The 19,363-nt window shown below is 39.5% G+C and carries 17 protein-coding genes; 5 read left to right on the forward strand and 12 right to left on the reverse strand.

Annotated features, from left to right (window positions below; translation table 11 throughout):
• Positions 1 to 108: 108 nt before the first annotated feature.
• The 8 genes from H4J63_RS04890 to H4J63_RS04925 form a co-directional block, all read right to left on the reverse strand.
• Positions 109 to 930: a bifunctional oligoribonuclease/PAP phosphatase NrnA gene (locus H4J63_RS04890; protein WP_182194893.1), complete on the reverse strand. Its 822-nt coding sequence runs from the start codon at positions 928 to 930 to the stop codon at positions 109 to 111.
• Positions 931 to 961: 31 nt separating this feature from the next.
• Positions 962 to 1,963, reverse strand: a complete 1,002-nt coding sequence (locus H4J63_RS04895; protein WP_182194895.1) for a hypothetical protein — start codon at positions 1,961 to 1,963, stop codon at positions 962 to 964.
• A gap of 20 nt (positions 1,964 to 1,983) precedes the next feature.
• Positions 1,984 to 2,898 (reverse strand): LPP20 family lipoprotein, encoded by a 915-nt coding sequence (locus H4J63_RS04900; protein WP_182194898.1) that lies wholly within the window; start codon positions 2,896 to 2,898, stop codon positions 1,984 to 1,986.
• A 9-nt stretch (positions 2,899 to 2,907) separates the two neighbouring features.
• Positions 2,908 to 4,245, reverse strand: coding sequence for a transglycosylase SLT domain-containing protein (locus H4J63_RS04905; protein WP_182194900.1), 1,338 nt, complete (start codon positions 4,243 to 4,245; stop codon positions 2,908 to 2,910).
• A 14-nt stretch (positions 4,246 to 4,259) separates the two neighbouring features.
• Positions 4,260 to 5,033 (reverse strand): ETEC_3214 domain-containing protein, encoded by a 774-nt coding sequence (locus tag H4J63_RS04910; RefSeq protein WP_182194903.1) that lies wholly within the window; start codon positions 5,031 to 5,033, stop codon positions 4,260 to 4,262.
• Between the two features lie 17 nt (positions 5,034 to 5,050).
• Positions 5,051 to 5,602: an LPP20 family lipoprotein gene (locus H4J63_RS04915; RefSeq protein WP_182194906.1), complete on the reverse strand. Its 552-nt coding sequence runs from the start codon at positions 5,600 to 5,602 to the stop codon at positions 5,051 to 5,053.
• Between the two features lie 652 nt (positions 5,603 to 6,254).
• A complete protein-coding gene (locus tag H4J63_RS04920) occupies positions 6,255 to 6,800 on the reverse strand; it encodes a DUF7010 family protein (RefSeq protein WP_182194909.1) in 546 nt (181 codons plus the stop codon).
• Positions 6,801 to 6,855: 55 nt separating this feature from the next.
• On the reverse strand, positions 6,856 to 7,260 hold the full coding sequence (locus tag H4J63_RS04925) for a hypothetical protein (RefSeq protein ID WP_182194911.1): 405 nt from the start codon (positions 7,258 to 7,260) through the stop codon (positions 6,856 to 6,858).
• A 280-nt stretch (positions 7,261 to 7,540) separates the two neighbouring features.
• Here H4J63_RS04925 and uvrA point away from each other — a divergent pair, with 280 nt between their 5' ends.
• Positions 7,541 to 10,093 (forward strand): excinuclease ABC subunit UvrA, encoded by a 2,553-nt coding sequence (gene uvrA / locus H4J63_RS04930; protein ID WP_182194914.1) that lies wholly within the window; start codon positions 7,541 to 7,543, stop codon positions 10,091 to 10,093.
• 174 nt (positions 10,094 to 10,267) lie between these two features.
• Here uvrA and H4J63_RS04935 read toward each other — a convergent pair whose 3' ends face one another.
• On the reverse strand, positions 10,268 to 11,101 hold the full coding sequence (locus H4J63_RS04935) for a haloalkane dehalogenase (protein ID WP_182194917.1): 834 nt from the start codon (positions 11,099 to 11,101) through the stop codon (positions 10,268 to 10,270).
• A 180-nt stretch (positions 11,102 to 11,281) separates the two neighbouring features.
• Between H4J63_RS04935 and H4J63_RS04940 the strand changes: the two genes are divergently transcribed.
• Positions 11,282 to 11,794: a MarR family winged helix-turn-helix transcriptional regulator gene (locus tag H4J63_RS04940; RefSeq protein WP_182194920.1), complete on the forward strand. Its 513-nt coding sequence runs from the start codon at positions 11,282 to 11,284 to the stop codon at positions 11,792 to 11,794.
• A 57-nt stretch (positions 11,795 to 11,851) separates the two neighbouring features.
• Here H4J63_RS04940 and H4J63_RS04945 read toward each other — a convergent pair whose 3' ends face one another.
• The 3 genes from H4J63_RS04945 to H4J63_RS04955 all read right to left on the reverse strand — a co-directional run bounded on the left by H4J63_RS04945 (position 11,852) and on the right by H4J63_RS04955 (position 15,575).
• On the reverse strand, positions 11,852 to 12,343 hold the full coding sequence (locus H4J63_RS04945; RefSeq protein WP_182194922.1) for a DUF2798 domain-containing protein: 492 nt from the start codon (positions 12,341 to 12,343) through the stop codon (positions 11,852 to 11,854).
• An 80-nt stretch (positions 12,344 to 12,423) separates the two neighbouring features.
• A complete protein-coding gene (locus H4J63_RS04950; protein WP_182194925.1) occupies positions 12,424 to 13,041 on the reverse strand; it encodes a LysE family translocator in 618 nt (205 codons plus the stop codon).
• Between the two features lie 71 nt (positions 13,042 to 13,112).
• A complete protein-coding gene (locus tag H4J63_RS04955; protein ID WP_182194928.1) occupies positions 13,113 to 15,575 on the reverse strand; it encodes a prolyl oligopeptidase family serine peptidase in 2,463 nt (820 codons plus the stop codon).
• A gap of 166 nt (positions 15,576 to 15,741) precedes the next feature.
• Between H4J63_RS04955 and H4J63_RS04960 the strand changes: the two genes are divergently transcribed.
• The 3 genes from H4J63_RS04960 to H4J63_RS04970 all read left to right on the forward strand — a co-directional run bounded on the left by H4J63_RS04960 (position 15,742) and on the right by H4J63_RS04970 (position 19,306).
• Positions 15,742 to 16,737, forward strand: a complete 996-nt coding sequence (locus H4J63_RS04960) for a LacI family DNA-binding transcriptional regulator (RefSeq protein ID WP_182194930.1) — start codon at positions 15,742 to 15,744, stop codon at positions 16,735 to 16,737.
• Complete coding sequence (locus H4J63_RS04965; protein WP_182194933.1) at positions 16,734 to 17,963, forward strand: glycosyltransferase family 4 protein; 1,230 nt, start codon at positions 16,734 to 16,736, stop codon at positions 17,961 to 17,963. Before H4J63_RS04960 ends, H4J63_RS04965 begins: the two co-directional genes overlap by 4 nt.
• A 116-nt stretch (positions 17,964 to 18,079) precedes the next feature.
• Positions 18,080 to 19,306 carry a threonine/serine exporter ThrE family protein gene (locus tag H4J63_RS04970; RefSeq protein ID WP_024597230.1) on the forward strand — a complete coding sequence of 409 codons (1,227 nt, stop codon included), beginning with the start codon at positions 18,080 to 18,082 and terminating at the stop codon, positions 19,304 to 19,306.
• Positions 19,307 to 19,363 lie beyond the last annotated feature (57 nt).

The raw sequence follows: 19,363 nt of genomic DNA on the forward strand, positions 1-19,363 counted from the left end.
TCGTTGGTCAGGAAAATCTCGAGATTGGACAATGATCAATGAAGTAAATTTAAATCCAGAAAAAAAAGAAGCAATGCGGGCGGCATAAAATTTAACTTGATGCGACAACTAACTTGAAAAACTCCGCTCAGAACGAAAAGATAGTTGTAAACCATTATTTTGTTTAACCGCAACAATAACAACATCAAATTCATTAACGGATAAAAGAAAATCTCCCAGCATACCTAGCATATTCTTAGGGCATGGTTCAGGTAGTAACACAGAGGCAACACCATTATCAACAGACAAATTTCTAAACGCGTGCTCAAAATTTCTCAGTTCCCCTTGCATTAAGGTATTTCTCAATACACGATTGACAAAGGTTAAATCTGAGCGAGCATTCAAGTAAACAAAAGCCTTAATATCAGCTTTACAGAAGCCTCTTGTCATATTTGCGGTATCAACATTTAATCCTACTAATAACGCACTCGCCACCTGTACCGACATTTCTATACCAAGTAACTTATAATACTCCCAAATAATGGTCGCGGTGGCTCCATAATCACTACGAATATCTTTAAACCAAAATGATTTAGTAGGTTTGATAGTGTGATGATCTATTACTGCAATCTCATCGCCCGGCACGTCTGTTACATTTTTCTCGCCGATACAACCATCAACATTAATGATTTTATCTGACGGGTTTAGCTTTACTTGTGAACAATGATAAATAGGAATTTCTAACCATTGGATCAGGTTAGAAAGTGAAATTCTGTCAATTTCTCCGTTGTAAACGATCAGAGTGCTGATCTCGTAATGAGATAGCAACACTGATAATGCATACGCAGAAGAAATAGCATCATGATCAGGAAAATCATGCGCCTGAATTATCACCCGCTGAAGCGGGGATAACCGTTTAATAAAGGCTAAAACCTCTTCTTTGCTTTTCATAACAATAAGGTATCTACTGCAATCATAATTGTTATTTAGTTATAGATTTTATTGTATTGTCTATTGAACAAAACATGTTTGTACACTCACCTGAAAGCATGACAATCATGCCACGCTTTATACGTGATTGGTGTTCTTCTTCAACTGTTATAAATGACTTTCGATTAAAAATATTGTCTTTATCTACAAGTTCACCAGCAGCAACTTTGACTAACTCACCACCCATCTTTAGATAAATAGCAACCGCCTGTTCTGCTTTAGCGCCGTGTATACGACCTAAGTTAGTTTCAAAATATATTTTACCTTCAGCTTGCTTAGCACCAGTAACTATTCCTTGTGAACCTACATATTTGCTTAAAGTTACGTAATCGTCATCACCTTTTTCAAGTAACTCACCAATAGCCCCTTTAATTACGCTATTTACCATACCGCCCTCATTACATTTACGACTAGAAGGGCTCTCTTGTGAGCTAGACTTACGACCAGATAAATTCACAGATAAAATTTGCTGCATTGAAGGTAATGAACGAATCTGGATGTTACCTTTTGCTCGGCCTGTGTAATCACATTCGTCAGGATGCCTTGTGCTCTCACCTTTTTTATTTTTAGTAGTGTAAGACTTTTCATATTCACTACCCCAAGAGTAACTTGTGATCGTTGGAATAACTAAGAACTTAGCTTCTACCGGACCTTCATAAGCATCATAGTCTTCAGCTAAATTTTCTTTTAATTGAATTTCATCAATAAAACGCTGCGCCATTTGACGGTCAATAACTTCTGAGCCACTATCAACAACGAATTCTCGAATGCTGTCAGCAAATAAAGCCTGCACATACTCTGGCACACCTACTTTTGTACCTTGAGCAACGAGTAATTTACTACTTTGAATACTACCTAAGTCATCTGGCGTGCCCGGTACAGAGCCAATATTAACATCTGGAAATGTTGGTAATGCAGTTGGTGGCTGAGTAGAAACACAACCGGTAATGGTTAAAGCGGTTACCATGCTAACTAAAAGGTTCTTCTTGTTCATTTGTAACTTCCCTTTATCAATTATTTAATTTGTATTTTCTGTAATAAGCTTTTTTCAGCTCTTGCTAAAGACTGAGATTTTGACTCAAATGAAGAACCTTTCACTTTGAATGATTCTTGATATTTCAAAGTGTCAGTTTCATCGAAAACTAAAATTTCAGTATTTAAAATTGTGAGATGGCTTTTATAGGCTAGTGTTTGATTTTTCTTAATATTGAATTGCACAACACCAGTATTTTCACCACTGCTAACAACATAAAAGCCATTGTTTTTTAAAAACTTTATTGTTGATCTTTTAAATTCAGAACTAACCAATTCTGAAAAAGTTAAAGTGTATCTATTACGTTTTTTACACTTTTTAAACGTACGGTCGAAGGTATTAAGGGTCTGATAAAACTCATCTTCTGAACCATCGCTAATACCAGAGCCAACATAAGCAGGAATGAGCTCATTCAACTTTTCTTTGTTACTCGCTTCATCAGAAAGCGCATAGAAACATGATGGCGTATATTTACCTTTAAATTCTTCTAAAGCGAAAAGTAGATCATCATTTAAATTTACCAGTTGATGCTTGATAGAGCGTTGCACTAGCTTACGTTCAGCACGCACTATAACATACCAATTCCCTAGTTTTTCTTCACTCGCCACTACTTCAACATTCGGCAGCTCAATACCACGACTAACCGCCTCAGTTTTTTGAGTAGCACGTGTTTGCGTTTGGTTGTTTTCTTTCGTTTGGGTGATTTGAGATTTAGCTGTTATCCGGGTTGATAGTTTCATGACAATATCAGCCATCGCTGATTTTTGGGCCTGCCCGTAGGTTACATCAGTACCTAATCCATAAATGAATTGCTTGTTATCTGCAGGAACATCTAATGCAAAGCTCTTCAAAGTGATTAAGCCAATAAAAGCAGTAATTATATAACGTAAAAACATAGCCTTTCCCTATATATGCTCTGCAAAATAGTTTGTACTATTTACAACCTTGATCAGGTATCGCTGAGTTTCGGTATGGGTTTTAGTTTTAATTACTTCAAACACTTGCTCTGGTGTCATTTTATTAATTTTATTTATCGCTTTCATGCGACCTCTTTCACCATTATTGAAAGCTCTCGCTAAATTGCCAATACCTGTGTTGTAAGCTGCAATTGCGCAATACATACGGCTTGTTGGGTTTACAACTTCTTTCAAGTAGCGGGTCAGTAAAATGTTGAAATAAGCACTGCCATATTCAATATTTTTTGTACCATTAAATAAAAGCTCTGGCGTCGGGTTTTTGTTGATGGAAAATATTTTCTTATTTACATCAGCGCCGGCAGTAGATGGTACTATTTGCATTAAACCGTAAGCAGGAATGTGTGATTTAGCCATAGGGTTAAAATGGCTTTCGGTTTCCATAATCGCAAGTAAAACCTCTTGATCAACCTTCCACTGATTAGCTTGCATAGCCACTTGAGATAAATACTTTTCAGCTTTATTAAAGCGATCGCGTTTTAGCTGAATTTTATAAGACTTTATATTTTTCTTCGTTAGAATATCTTGCCTTTGATTTAATTCATTCAGCTGACTGTTTAACTCCGCAACTTTACGCTGAGCTCGTTTTTTTTGTTTCAGGGGAAGCTCTTCACGTTCAACAAACTGTTCAACTTGAGTAATTTGTTGCGAAAGCCTTTTTTCTGTTCTGGCAACAACTATCGCTTGTTGTTTTTCTGCCGGAACTTCTTCAACCATAGTTAAGGCGGACTTTAGCTCTTTTCCGTCATTAATTCCAAGATGCTTTAACAAGGTATCTTGTTTTGAAGATACTTTTTTCGCTAGTTTTTTAGGTTTAAGGGTTAAAGCAGTTTGAGGATTTTTCGCAGGCGTAAAAGCAAATTCAATATTTTGTTTAGCAGCCGCTTTAGGGGCTACATTGAGCGCTTCCATAATAGCATCGCGTACCATTACCTCTTCTTCTTCTGGCGTGATTTGACCTTGTTGATCATCACGTTGAATATTGACTTCGATAGTGTCGTTTTCAAAATTAGCAATGACTTTAACGCTTTTATCATCAGAGTAAGTAACATATTCTGTGTCTGAGCTTAGCTCTGCGACACCCCACTTTTCAATTAGCTCTTTTTTATAAACTTCATAACGTTGGGTGTAGTCATCTGTATATTCTTTGTGCTTGCTCTGGTATTTCTTTTTAAAATCGGCAAAATCATTTTGCACCGCATAAGCAGTTGAACTTGCTGATGTCGCACAGATAACAAGTGCTAATGACAAGATTCGCTTTAAAGCCATGATAAAAAATATCCTTATTTTTTGTAATACAACGAATACTCAAAGTCTGTTAATACTGAATCTGCCACTATCGACAAACTCACTTCACCAACACCGTAAAAGTTGTTTCTCACCTGCTTAGTAAGTCGCTTAACGTCTGCCAATAAACTTGGGGCTTCATCATTCATATTAAGCTTTTCATATAAGCCTTTGAACTCGGCTTTTGAAGCATTAATATTTTGCTCATAACCAATAGCACCAAAATATTGATTGACAAACAGTTTTTCTTTACCCAATTCTTCTTTCACGAGTAAGAACTCAACATTGTTAAAATCTAATGTAAAGTCTTGAAATTCAGTATAATTATCAGCAATCGATAAGGTATTTTCTTTTTCTCGCTTATCAAGTAACCCATAAGGAACAAAGTCGTCAACTAAACCAGTAATGGTATAAGCGTTTACTCTGTCACCTTCTAAAATTAAAGTTAGAATAAACTTTTTTTCAAGGTAATACGCAAAGTTTAAATTTTCATGATATTTACTTTTTTTAATTAACTTTGGCTGACCGAAATGTGTTGAGATATATTTTAAGTTGCTGCCGACATTTACATGGTTTAGCGATTCATATTCATACTTATGGGTGAATTTTGACAGCGTTAACTGCCAAGCTTCGACTGCAATATCTTTAGTATCACCCCATTGCCCTATTGCCATTAAACCTAAGGCAATAGCGACAAAATATTCATAGAGAGATTTATTTTTTACGCCTTGTTGCTGTTCAGCATCACTGTTTTTCATTTCTGTTGTCATTATATTTGTCCTAACAACTATTGTGCGTTTTCAGCTTTAGTGAAATTTAAATACAGTAAAGTTTCATTTTCTGGGCTTAACTTAACCGGTGCCTTTTTCATTACTTGTTTAAATAGTGATTGTGCACCTTCTTCAGTTACTGTCACTAAAGCGCATAAGTTTTTCTGATCAGCCATTTGTGCATAGTCAACTTTAATAACTTTTGATGAACGTAAGGCTTGCTCAGTAAACTGAGTCGTCGTGTTTAAGAATTTTGATTTTGATACGGTTTCATCTAGGTTAGTAATTTTCTCAGAATACTGTTCTTGTAATGAAGCAATACGAGTATCAAGTTGATTTACAAGTTCAGCACGTGCTTGCGTCGTTGCTTCTGTTTTGTCCATCGCAAAACTATTTGATGCGACAACACACGATGAAGCAATTAAGCCACTCTCAGTTGTAGGGTTCAACACCCACGAAGGTATTTTCATCCCCATCTCTGAAGCGTTGTTTTTGGGTGTAGAGTTACAACCTGAAATTAGTACTGAACATACGGTAATTGATAAAATAGACGCTTTAACTTTAAACATTTTTAATCCCTTAATTTGCGAGTCTTCCAATAAAACAACATGCAGAAACAAAAAGTTAACAAATGTATCTCTACATAATAAAGGCATTAAACTACAGTAACTACGCTAAGGTCAATACATTGTGTTGCAAAAATTATTAGAGCTACATGTATTTAAGAGCCTCTACGAAACAACAAAGTGCTATCAACGGTGAAAACCTCTTAGTTGAGTCAGTTGACCGTTTATCACGTTTACCTCAATCAGATTTTGAAAAGCTGAATCTCATGATTAAAAAAGGACTTCGTTTAACCAAGTACATTTAAGGCGTGAGCGCCATTTGAGTGACCTTGATTCATTTAAGCAATTAGAACCATCGTGTCACTTACCGAAAATTGTTTAATTGTTAAATATAAGAGTTGAATTGATTAATACATTTGATTGCTGAAATCAGGTTTGAGTTTTTAGTTCAGTACGGATTTTCTTAATCGAAAAATCTGAGAGCTTTCTATATGGTTATCAAATCTTGACTTCAGATATTATAACTCCTGAGCGTCTGCAAATGGCTGTGAGTTCAACCACTCAAAGCAGACTAAATAGCTACATGCAATTTGCAGATACTCAATACTTTAAAAACCTTTGCTATAGCCACTATTTTTACCATTATGATCGGGGGTTATTCTGTTTTTAAAACCACACCTTTCGATTGGGCAAATATTACTAGCGCAAATACTATTTCGGTTATCCCGCCAATAAAGGCGCCGATTACAAAATTGGCATTTAATACAATACACAACATGCCAGAAAACATAAGCGAAGCACCTAAAATCCAGTACACTTTCATGCCATATAAAGTGTTGAAAACTAAATAGCGAACACCAATTATCATCAGCATTATTGAATAAAACCATTCAGCTTGAAGTTTTGCTACATAAAACGCTAAAAACAAACCAACAAATAAAATAATAGTGCTTTCTAAGGCCAATTTACCTAATGGGTTTTTAGGGTCATGATTGCCAGAGCGTTTAAGCGCTTTTGAAAGTAGCATGGCTAAAGGATGTATAAACATACCACCAAAAAACAAAGTAAGCATACTTGATTGATTTGAATGCAGTAATGCGACAAAGCCAGCTATACACCAAACTAAGCCAGACACTAATACACCGGTTCCACCACCGAAGTATGCGAGGTTCATATTTTGTTGCGCATCTTCAAACTTCATAAAAACCCTTAATTTTAGAAATATCCCTAATTTAATATTATCGCATCGTTATTAGTTACAAATCGTTACTCGAATACACACTTAAAATAGGGAATTTATAATCAGCAAACGATACAGTAACCGATTGTGTTTCGTTGCCTTTAAAACCGAGTTTAAATTCCATTGGCATGAATCGGCTGCCGTCAGCAAAAAGCGCAAGTAAATGCTCCTCGCCTAGTTCTCGATTGCCCGAAGATAAGTTAGTTAGCGTTATAACAGCCCAGCGTTCGCCCTCTTCATTGCTCATTAATACATAATTAACGATTTCAAAATCCCCTTTTTTAGGGGTTATGTTGCTATCGTTTGCAAACGATAAGTGCATACTATTTGGTACTGCACGGTCAACATTTAGCGCTTTGATAGAGTCGGCTTGGGTTGCCCACGAAAGCACCAATAAAATGATCACTAAGGCTTTATTCACTGCTAGTTCCTTTTTATTACCTAGTAAAATACCTAGTAAATTACCTAATAAATTAAGTAACAAATAACATAACAATAACTGTTTAAATTATATTCGCATTCCATACCCATTCTGTAAACAAACAATCGTCGTAATTTTATCCAGCGCTTTGGCTGCGCCACTACAGACTAAGCGCTCATTCAGTGTGCTTGCGCTACTTTAGGGTAATAACAAGTGATAATAGTAAATAATTCAAAGCTAACTTAAAGTAAAAAGCGCGATTAAACGGGAGTATAAACGTATGGCAAACACACATAAAAACTCAACAATGGATTTATCTGATCCCAGTAATAGCATTCAAGTAAGAGGGGCGCGCGTTCACAACTTAAAAAATGTAGACGTTGATTTACCTCGTAACGCATTGGTTGTTTTTACAGGAATATCTGGCTCTGGAAAATCGTCGCTTGCGTTTGGAACGCTGTTTGCTGAGTCGCAGCACCGTTACCTTGATTCGGTATCGCCATACGCCCGAAGGTTGATAGATCAAGTTGATGAGCCCGATGTTGATTCTATTGAAGGGCTACCGCCTGCCGTTGCTTTGCAGCAGCAACGCGGCGCACCGTCGGTTCGCTCATCCGTTGGCAGCATAACAACTATTTCTAACGCGCTACGTATGCTTTACTCACGCGCAGGTGAATACCCCAAAGGGCAAGGTATACTTTACGCCGATGCGTTTTCGCCGAATACGCCACAAGGTGCGTGCCCAGAATGCTCAGGAATAGGCCGAGTGTTTGAAGTAACCGAAAAGCTACTTGTGCCAGACGATACAAAAACTATTCGCCAGCGCGCCATTGAAGCGTGGCCACCAGCATGGCAAGGTAAAAACCTAAGCCGTATTCTTACTTCCCTTGGTTATGACATAGACACACCTTGGAACAAACTTTCTAAAAAAGCACGGGATTGGATTTTATTTACCGACGAAACACCTACTGTGCCGGTATACCCAGATTACACCTATGAGCAAACACAGAATGCGATAAAAAATAACGAAGATCCAAGCTACATGGGAACTTTTTCAAGCGCTAAACGCTTTGTTTTACAGTCTTTTGCTACTACCCAAAGCCCGCGTACTAAAAAGCGCGTATCGCAGTTTATGCAAATATCGCAGTGCCCTACTTGCCAAGGTAAAAAATTAAAACAAGCATCGTTAAGTGTTAAATTTGCAGGGCTCGATATTGGCGAGCTATCTCAACTTACATTAAACGAACTTGCTAAAAAACTAAGTAACGCCGCCAGCACCAAAGTAAATAAGAATACAAAAAATCCAGAGCAAGCCATTGTTACGCAGCGCATTGCCAGTGACATTCTCACTCGTATTGAAGCACTAACCATGCTTGGTTTAGGGTACTTGTCGCTTGAGCGTACAACGCCAACGCTCTCACCCGGAGAGCTACAACGGTTGCGACTTGCTACACAAATCCGCTCTAAATTATTTGGGGTGGTTTACGTGCTAGATGAACCTTCAGCGGGTTTACACCCTGCCGACACACAAGCACTTTTAAAAGCGCTTGATGAGTTAATAGCGGCTGGCAATTCTGTATTTGTTGTTGAGCACGATGTCAGCGTTGTTAAACATGCCGATTGGATTGTTGATGTAGGCCCTGATGCAGGAGTGCATGGTGGCGACATTATTTACAGCGGCCCTGTTGAAGGGTTAAGAAAAATAAAAAATTCGCACACCGGTCGCCACCTTTTTGCTAAAAACGCCAGTCAAGAGTCTACTCAAAACAGCGCGCAAAAAAAGGAGCAAAGGCAGCCAAAAGCGTGGTTAAAATTGGCTGATGTTGAGCGTAACAATCTTAAAAAACTCAATGCAGAATTTCCACTGGGTGTTATGACAACCGTTACTGGGGTTTCGGGATCTGGTAAATCAAGCCTAGTAAGCCAAGCGTTAGTAGAGCTTGTTTACGAAGCGCTCGGGCAAAAAGTAGTAACACAAGCGCCAACCGACGAAGCCGACTTACTCGAACAAGAGCTGCAAACACACACCAGCGGAAAAATCATTGAAGGTATAAATAATATAAGCCGCCTGATTACCGTAAATCAAAAAGCGATTGGCCGTACCCCTCGTTCAAACTTAGCTACCTATACGGGTTTATTTGATCATGTGCGTAAACTATTTGCTTCAACCCAAAAAGCAAAAGAGCGCCGTTACGATGCCGGTCGTTTTTCGTTTAATGTAGCTAAAGGCCGTTGTAAAAACTGTGAAGGCGTTGGCTTTGTAAATATAGAACTGCTGTTTTTACCAAGCGTTTACTCACCTTGCCAAGTGTGTCATGGCAAACGTTATAACGAGCAAACACTTGAGGTTACATATCGTGATAAAAACATAAGCGATATTCTCAATTTAACGGTTGAATCGGCGCATACCTTTTTTGAAAATGAGCCTGCAATACTTCGAGCACTCGATGCACTTATGCAAGTAGGTCTTAGGTATTTGCGTTTAGGGCAACCTGCTACCGAGCTTTCTGGCGGTGAAGCGCAACGTATTAAATTAGCCACCGAGCTGCAACGTGCGCAGCGCGGCAACACGCTTTATGTTCTTGATGAACCAACCACAGGGCTGCATCCATCGGATGTATCAATGTTAATGTCGCAGTTAAATAAATTAGTTGATGCTGGCAATACCGTTATTATGGTTGAACACGATATGCAAGTAGCCCGTAATAGTGACTGGGTAATTGATGTAGGCCCTGGTGCTGGTGAAGAAGGCGGCTTAATTGTAGCGCAAGGTTCACCCGAAAAAGTGGCAAGCGTAAAGGCGAGTAAAACCGCACCATTTTTACTTAAATAGTTAATAGATGACGCTTTTAGTTGTATAAAAGCGTCATCTATATATGGTAGTTAACGCTGAAAATAACAGCTTGAGATAGATTAATTATCCAAAGTTCAGGTTTACTAATACATCCCGTTTTTATCTTGGTAACCAATCTGAAATAGCTTTACCTATTTCGTGCGGTGAATCCTCTTAAATATAGTGAATACCGCTTACGGTTACCTCAGTTAGGTTTGGCCATGTGCGCACAAAATCTCTTGCGTAACCAACTAAAAAAGCACCCGGTTCAGCATTAATAAATAGCTTTGGAATATCGTGAGAGTTAGCTAAATAGCTCGCATAGCTTTTAACTAAAGCCACGGTATCGGCAGGCTCTCCAGCAATGGGCAGTTGGCGAGGCCCTGCTAAAATTGTACGGCGATCTTCTCCTGCATTTATAAAGGGTCTGCGATACTCATCATGCTCTGCCTGCGTTAATTTGCGTGCAATGGTCGCTGGTAATATTGTTTCAATAAAAAAGTTGTCATTAAGCACCATTTTTTCCCCCTCAGCTGAGCGCATAGTGCCAATGGGTCCGTGAAAATCTTTAGGAAAATCGTCCCATGTTGGAAAGTCAGTAACAATTGCTTCCATAAACGCAATTGCTTTTACTGCATCACGATGTGTATTAGCCCAGTTAAAACCAACTCCTGAACCCCAATCGTGCAGCACCAAGGTAACGTTATTATTTACACCCAACGCTTCTAAAAGTGCAAATGTGTATTTGCTGTTTTCAGCAAGTGAGTAGCTGCCTTCATGGGTGTTATCTAACTTTTGTGAATCTCCTAATCCAATCATATCGATAGCAATTAAACGCCCTTTTCCTTGCAAATAGGGCATAACGTTTCGCCAAAGGAAGCTAGATGTAGGGTTACCATGTAAAAACACAATAGGATCACCTTCGCCTTCATCTATGTAGGCCATCTTTTTATCTAATACAGTTTTAAACTTTTTTGTATAACGTAATGTTTCTGAATCATTTTTCATTTAATTATATCGCTCTATTTAACTGATGAGCTGGCGGTAAATCCTCGCTCATCTAATTTGTGTAATATTCGAAGTAGATTAACTAATTTCGAGTTAATATACATGACTGAGTCACACAATAAGTGAGCGCGCTTAATTTGTCACTATATTTATATGATCGAATCACATATAATTAAGTTTATGAAAAATGAAAAATATATATCAAATTTAATCGGCACGTTTGCTACTTCTGTTTCTAATGACATTGAAAAACAGATTGCTGAATTAGGCGGGCGAAGCCTAAGCCACGAAGCGGCACTGGTCACTATTTACAATCATCCTAATGAAACCATTGATGTACTAAGCAAGGTTTTAGGCTTAACGCATTCTGGTGCAGTTAGATTAATAAATACACTTGAAAAAGAAGAACTTGTAGAAAGGCGAAAGTCAGTAAAAGATGCCCGCTCTGTTGTTTTATGCGTAACGGATAAAGGAAGTAAAAGGGTTGAACTAGTACTAAGCAGCAGAGAAACAGCTACCTCTAAAATACTAAACAACTTTAATGATGAACAAAAACAAAGTTTTTTAAGTTTGATAGAAATAGCACTTAGCAGCCTAACAAGCGAGCAGGTAGAAGCACGTAAAATATGCAAATTATGTAACGAAGGTGTATGCCGTAAACAAGGCTGCCCGGTAGAAAACTCAATTAAGTAACTAATTACTTCATGCATCTGCCCACTATAAACGTATTAAATTATTTGCTTTAATACGTTAGCTCTTTAAAAAGCGTTCTATTTTAGGTTTTACCGTAACCGACATTATCAGCATTATAGTTAAACCTATTGGTAATGCGGCAAATAACCCTTCAGCCCATCCAGTTACAAATACACGCATATCTGCATAGCCAATATTATTAGTAGCGGTAACAAACGCCATCACAGACTCCATGATCAGCGCCATAAAAACACTAATAACTAAATTACGTTTTAGCTCGCTACTAGTAGGCAATAACTTATTAACTAGCTTATGCATTAAGGTCATCATTACAAAACCAACAGGCGCCATAACCAATACTGCACTTATAAATGAGGTAAACCAGTCGGCATAAAAATGCTCTGTAACACCCACATTTACATAAGTCATAATGCCAGTTAGAGTACCGCCAATTAAGGTAATAATACTTACCATAACCAGTATCTTATAAATTACAGGTGTTTTTTTAGGCTCAACAATTACTGGATTTACTGATACGGGTGTACTCATTTTTGGGCATGCCTTAAGCGTTAAATAGATGATAAAATCAACTACAGCAAATTAATTGACAATATCAACTACTTTTTGAGCTAACCAAAAATAAGCCAAATTCCAACTAACCCCATTAAGCTACCAGCAATACGGTTCATCCATTTTATATTATCGCCACGGGCTAAAAATAAACGTAAGCTTTTACCGCCTGTTGCATAAGCCAACATGCTTAAAAACTCGGTGGTCATTATAACGCCAAGCAATACCAAAAGCTGAGGGGCTACTGCATGCTCAACACTTATAAAGGGCGGTAATAGTGAGATCATAAACGCCCACCCTTTAGGGTTAGCAATTGCGGTTACAAAACCTTGCGTAAATAACGACTTCCGACTTACGTCATTTGGTTTTGAGGTATCGACCGACATTTTCCCTTTGGCTCGCCACATATTAAAGCCAATATAAATTAAGTACGCACCGCCAACCCACTTTAAAATAGCGAACGCATCTGGGTAATTTAGCATTACGCTTGCAACGCCTAATACCGCAGCTATGGCAACGGTTGCTACGCCTAACAGCTCACCTATCATCATCCATAATGTGCGGCGCACGCCAATGCTCATACCGAGTGTCATGGCAAGGGTCATACACATACCTGGCGTTATCGACACAAAAAAGAAGGTAGGAATAAAAACCGCAAGTGCTGCTACATCAATCATTAATTTACTCTCATATTAAAAGCAAAAACGCGGCTATAAGTAGCCGCGCTGTTGCTTACTCATGTTTATTACTATTGCCCAGTACTTACCACGGGTTCAGTAATAACCTCTACTGGCTCTGCTGTATCATTTAGTAAATACTTATCTAACCACTGTTCTTGTTCCCACAATACATGCAATAAGCTTTTACGCGCACGGTAACCATGTGCTTCGTAAGGGAGCATTACTAAGCGAGCATCTTTACCTAAACCTTTAAGCGCTGCGTACATGCGCTCACTTTGCATTGGGAAGGTTCCTGAATTAGGATCTTCTTGACCGTGGATCATTAGCATTGGCTCGTTAATTTTTTCAGCGTGAAAAAACGGCGACATATTAGCGTACACACTTTGTGCTTGCCAAAAATCACGCTCTTCTCCTTGAAAACCAAACGGCGTTAATGTGCGGTTATACGCGCCACTGCGGGCAATACCTGTTTTAAATAAATCGCTATGAGCCAATAAGTTAGCAACCATAAATGCACCATACGAGTGCCCTGCTATGGCAATTTTGTTTTTATCGGCAATGCCTTTTTTAACCAATACATCAATAGCTGCTTGCGCACTTGATACTAACTGCTTTCTAAAGTTATCGTTTGGCTCGCTGCCATCAATACCCACTATTGGCATTTTAGGGTCGTCAAACACGGCAATCCCTTTGGCAAGGTAAGGCATTGGGCCCCAATAACCAATGTAAGTAAATGCATACGGCGATTCGCGAACTTGCGATGCTACGGCTTTATCTTTGTATTCAAGTGGGTAAGCCCACATAAGTACCGGTAACGGCCCTTGTGTTTTATCGTACCCTGGTGGTAAATAAAGCGTGCCCGAAAGCTCAACACCGTCGTCGCGTTTATAACGTAATTGCTCTTTAGTTACGCCTTTAAATGCAGGGTACGGATGCTCAAATGTCGTTAGTTGCGTTAACGTGTCGTTATCTAAATCACGTATAAAAAAGTTAGGTTGCTCAGTTTTAGATTCGCGAATAGTAATAAAGCGCTCACCTTCGTCATCAAGCAGTGCGCGAACACGCTCGTAGTATGGCGCTTCTGATTGCCATAAACGCTTGCTGCTATTTGTTTTAACATCGTACCTATCTAAAAATGGCACATTACCTTGCTCTGAAGCACCATTACCGCGCAGGTAAATATAACGCCCGCCTACAATTTTAATTACGTTTGCGCCTAAATCGTTGCGCTCGTAAATTGCATTACCTGGGTCTTTATACGCATCGTTATAACTACGTTCTGAAAATAGCACGCGGTTTCTGTCGGCATTTCGTGGTTGCACTATGTAAGTACGTACTTGGCGATCGCTAAAGCGCCAATCTGTCAGCATTGCTACGTTTTCGTTGCCCCACTCCATTCCCGCATAACGGCGCTCTACTTTGGCAAATAATTTAGGCTCGCGTTTAAATGGTGCACGTAAGCTGTAAACATAATCATGATGCTCAACGTCGGTTTTCATGTCGCCGCCATCTTGCGCCTCGGCCCAAATAACTTCAGCACCTTGATCGGCTCGCCATTCAAAATTACGGCGGCCAGTGCGTACACTGTCGTAACCTTGTGGAATATTATCGGCAAGTGGCTGTTTTGCCAGCTCTGCTAATGCATAGCCGCGCATGCCCCATATTTGCCACGTGCTTGCAAAGCGACTGTAAGGCACTTGATACGAAAACGGCTCATTAATACCGGCAACTAAAATATTGGTAGAATCAGGTGATACCGAAAACGATTTAAATAAAGAAGGGCTACCTATTGCTTGAGTATTGCCATCAAGCGTTATGTGAGCCAATTGCCCTTGGCCGTAAAACTTAAACTGTGATTCATCAAACGGGCTGGTTAATAAATTTTGGTAAGTACGTGCTGGTGCTTTTTCGCCAGTACTTTGTTGAATAACAGGCACTACATTTTGGCTGTTATTTTCAAGCCTTGGTTTACCAAAATTAACAGCAAGATTTGCAACAATGGCGCTGCTATCTGGCAGCCATTTATATGGCGATGCAGTTAGTACCGAATTTAACGCAGCACTAGTTAACTCTTTTGCTTGTTTGGTTTCAACGCTGTAAAGCCATAAGTTGGCTTGGGTTGGTTGCTCAACAACAAAGGCTAAATATTTACTATTAGATGACCATTTAGGTGAGCGGATAATGCCATTAGGTAAGTTGTTAATGCTAATAACCGACCCGCTTTGAACATGCTTTAGCTCCACGGCACTAAATTTGGCACTCACACGAGAGCGCGAAAAATTAGCGGGGTTTAGCTTAATACCTGCAAGCTTAAGCTCTTCTTTTGCAAGTTCATCAAGGGTTACTACACGTTTGCGCTCAAAAAGCGCTAGCCACTGGCCATCGCTCGATAAGTAACTAGTGGGTGCTAACTTAGCGTCAACCAATGCTGCAAGTTCGGGTGATGGGGTTTGATAGCCCTGCTCGGCGTAACTTGTTGGGACTAATGCCGCACAACAAATAAAGACAACTAACAGCCTAAAAGCGCTCATGTTTTTATCCTTTTGTTATTTTTTACTCTTATAGGCGTATATAAACACGTTTTGCTTTGTTCATAAAGTATTAAGGTAAGTTAAACACCTCTAAAAGATGACTTAATAGTGCTGATTAAGCTAAACTACAGCGCTATTTATTCACCACTGCGGTACTTAAAATACAATGCATAACAAAGCCAAATCAGTCACCATTTTTGATGTTGCAGAGCGTGCTGGTGTATCAAAATCAACCGTATCGTTGGTACTTACCCAAAGCGATAAAGTGGGCAATAAAAGTAAACAAAAAATACTCAAAGCGATAGATGAGCTAGGGTACGTTTATAATCGTGATGCCGCTGCTATGCGCTCAAAACGCTCTAACTTAGTGGCCATAGTAATAAATGATTTAACTAACCCAGCTATGGCACACCTTGCTACCAGCTTAGAACTTTTGTTAAACGACAATGGCTTACAAGCCATGATTGTAAGCAGTAATAATAGCCTTGAGCTACAAGCAAACGCAGTTAAAAACTTAAAAGAATACAACGCGGCTGCATTTATTATTTGCCCCGTTGCTAATACTTGCCCCAAATGGCTTGATGCGCTCAGCGCGCAACACAAAGTAATTACCTTAATGAGTGAAGTGCCCTTTAGCGCAGCTCCGTGTGTATTACCCGACTATAAAAAAGCCAGCCACGTAGCCAGTATGCATTTACTCGCACAAGGCGTGACAAACATTGCATTTATAGGCAGTGAACTTACTTTAAGTGATTCACAAGCACTACAAAGTGGCTTTAATACCGCTTGCGCGCAGCACAGCATTACACCATTAGCACCCATTCACTGCGCAGTAAACGCAGCCCTTAGCGCTAAAAATGCATTTATAGAAGCATATAAACACAACCCAACATTAAACGCTGTGGTGTGTGCAAACGATATTATTGCTCAAGGTGTTATTGCTGCTATTAACTCATTAACACATCACTGTATTAAAGTGGTGAGCTGCCACCATATTCCTAATAGCGCGGTTATAAATGATCACTTAACCACTGTGGCTATAAGTACAACTGATATAGCCAAGCGGTGCCTTTTAATACTGCAAGAGCTACTACAAAATACAGCCCCGCCAGTAAAAACACTGGTAAATGTAAACTTACAAATTAGAGATTCTAGCCAATGAAAAAAGTGCTGGTAATTGGCTACGTATGGCCAGAGCCAAATTCGTCTGCTGCGGGAACGCACATGATGTCGTTATTAAATGCCTTTAGAGCGCAAAACTGGGACGTTGAATTTGCAACGCCCGCGCAGCGCACCGACCACATGGTAAATCTTGACGACTTTGGCATAACCAGCCAAAGCATTGCACTAAACTGTGATAGCTTTGACGAATACGTTAAAGCCTATAATCCAGATATAGTCATGTTTGACCGTTTTATGATGGAAGAACAATTTGGCTGGCGCGTTGATAAACATTGCCCTCATGCAATTAAAATTTTAGACACCGAAGATTTACAATGTCTGCGTAATGCTCGCCACGAAGCGTTTAAAGGTGAGCGTGATTTTACAACCAGCGATTTACACTCAGACATAGCAAAACGCGAAATTGCCGCTATTTTACGCTGCGACCTAAGCTTAATTATTTCAAGTTATGAAATGAGCCTACTAAATAGCGTATTTAAAATAGAGCCAAACTTATTACACCATTTACCGTTTATGGTCGATTTAAGCTCACTGCCTACAAGTACAAAAACGTTTGAGCAGCGCCAGCACTTTATGACCATAGGTAACTTTAGGCACGCACCAAACTGGGATGCTGTACTTTACCTACAAAAAATATGGCCTCTTATTCGCAAGCAACTACCAAAAGCAGAACTACATATTTATGGCTCTTATCCACCACCAAAAGCCACGGCACTAAATAACCCTAAAACAGGGTTTTTAATAAAAGGCTGGGCCGATAATGCGTTTGATGTAATGCAAAGCGCACGCGTATGTTTAGCACCACTGCGCTTTGGTGCAGGGATTAAAGGTAAATTGCTTGAAGCCATGATTATGCGAACACCCAGCGTTACCACCAATATTGGCGCAGAGGGCATGCATAACGATTTACCATGGCCGGGGAAAATAGCCAACACCGCCGATGACTTTGCCAGTGCTGCCATTGAAATGTACACCAATCAAAGTGACTTTGAACAAGCGCAGCAAGATGGCAGCACACTACTTAATACGCTGTACAACAAAGCACTATTGAGCGCTGCGTTAATTCAAAAAGTCGATTCAATAAGTAGTGATTTAAACGCTCATCGCGAAAAAAACTTCACAGGCCAAATGCTCAAACATCATACAATGCGCAGCACTCAATACATGTCGCAATGGATAGCCGAAAAAAATAAAAAATTAGATTAAAAATGACTAGACACACACCAATTAGTGTTTAAAATCGCGCCCATCAAACGTGGGCATTTTTAGCTGTATTGTCTATATTTTTAGCTTAGTTATCGCAATATTTGGTCCAAAAAGATTTGAAAACTGCAACCTTTACAGAAAAACGCAAATTTATCGTTAAATTGGGTAAGATGCTTCACAAATATGGTACGCCTGCTTACCGCCTAGAAGCTCACCTCATGGAAGTGGCTACATACTTAGGACTTAAATCGTCGTTTGTTATGTCGCCAACCTCTGTAACGTTTGTTATTTGGACCGATGGCCACGAAGACGAATATACCCATGTTGCACGTGTAGACCCTGGCGATCACGATTTAGGCTCACTTGCCGACACCGACGACCTTGTAAACCAAATGCTTGACGACAAGCTAAGTTTACAAGAAGTTGATGCGCAACTAGACGCTATTTTTGTAATGCCAAACCCATACAATAAACTTGTTACGGGCGTTGCGTTTGCAACTTCTGGTGGTGCGTTTGCAATGTTAATGGGTACTAGCTGGACTGATGTTATTTGGTCATCGCTTCTTACTTTAGTTGTTTATGTGTTTGTGCTTTGGTCTGGGCGCTCAAAACGCGTAGCACATATGCTTGAGCCATTAGTAGCAATAATATCGGCCATACTTGCCTGTGCAGTAAGCGTATACATAACACCTGAAATAAACATACGCTTGGTGGTACTTTCGGCCATTATTGTGTTTATACCCGGTTTAGCACTTGCGCTTGGCTTAGCAGAGCTTGCAGCGCGGCATTTAGTGTCGGGTACAGCAAGAGTCATGGACTCGTTTATGCTGTTATTTAAACTCTATTTTGGCGGTTTTATTGGCATAGGCATTGGCTTTGCACTCTTTGGGCAAGCTGACTTTGTACAACCTGAACCATTACCAAAGTGGACAGCATGGCTCGCCATATTTTTACTTTGTAGCAGCTTAATCGTTATTTTTAGAACCAAACTTAAGCACGCTGTTTGGTCTATTGCATCAGGCTTTATAGCGTATGGCACCAGTATTGGCTCGGCTATGTACCTTGATTACACGTTAGGTACGTTTGTGGGTGCTTTATCGGTAGGTATATTTAGTAACTTGTTTAACCGTGTTGCTAATGCGCCGGCTTCTATTGTGGCCATGCAAGGCTTAATTGTATTAGTACCAGGTAGCAAAACCTATATTGGCTTAAACTCACTCATTGAAGGCCAAGACTTTATATACGCAGAGCATATAGGCCAGCAAACGTTTTTAATATTTATGTCGCTTGTTGCAGGGCTAATATTTGCAAACGTAGCCCTACCGCCTAAAAAGAGTTTGTAACTGATACTGAGCGCTCGCTTTACTTTAATTGAGTAAAGCGAGTAAAACATTAAACTA

It is taken from the genome of Pseudoalteromonas sp. 5Ae-yellow, from assembly GCF_014077565.1.
Lineage (GTDB): Bacteria > Pseudomonadota > Gammaproteobacteria > Enterobacterales > Alteromonadaceae > Pseudoalteromonas.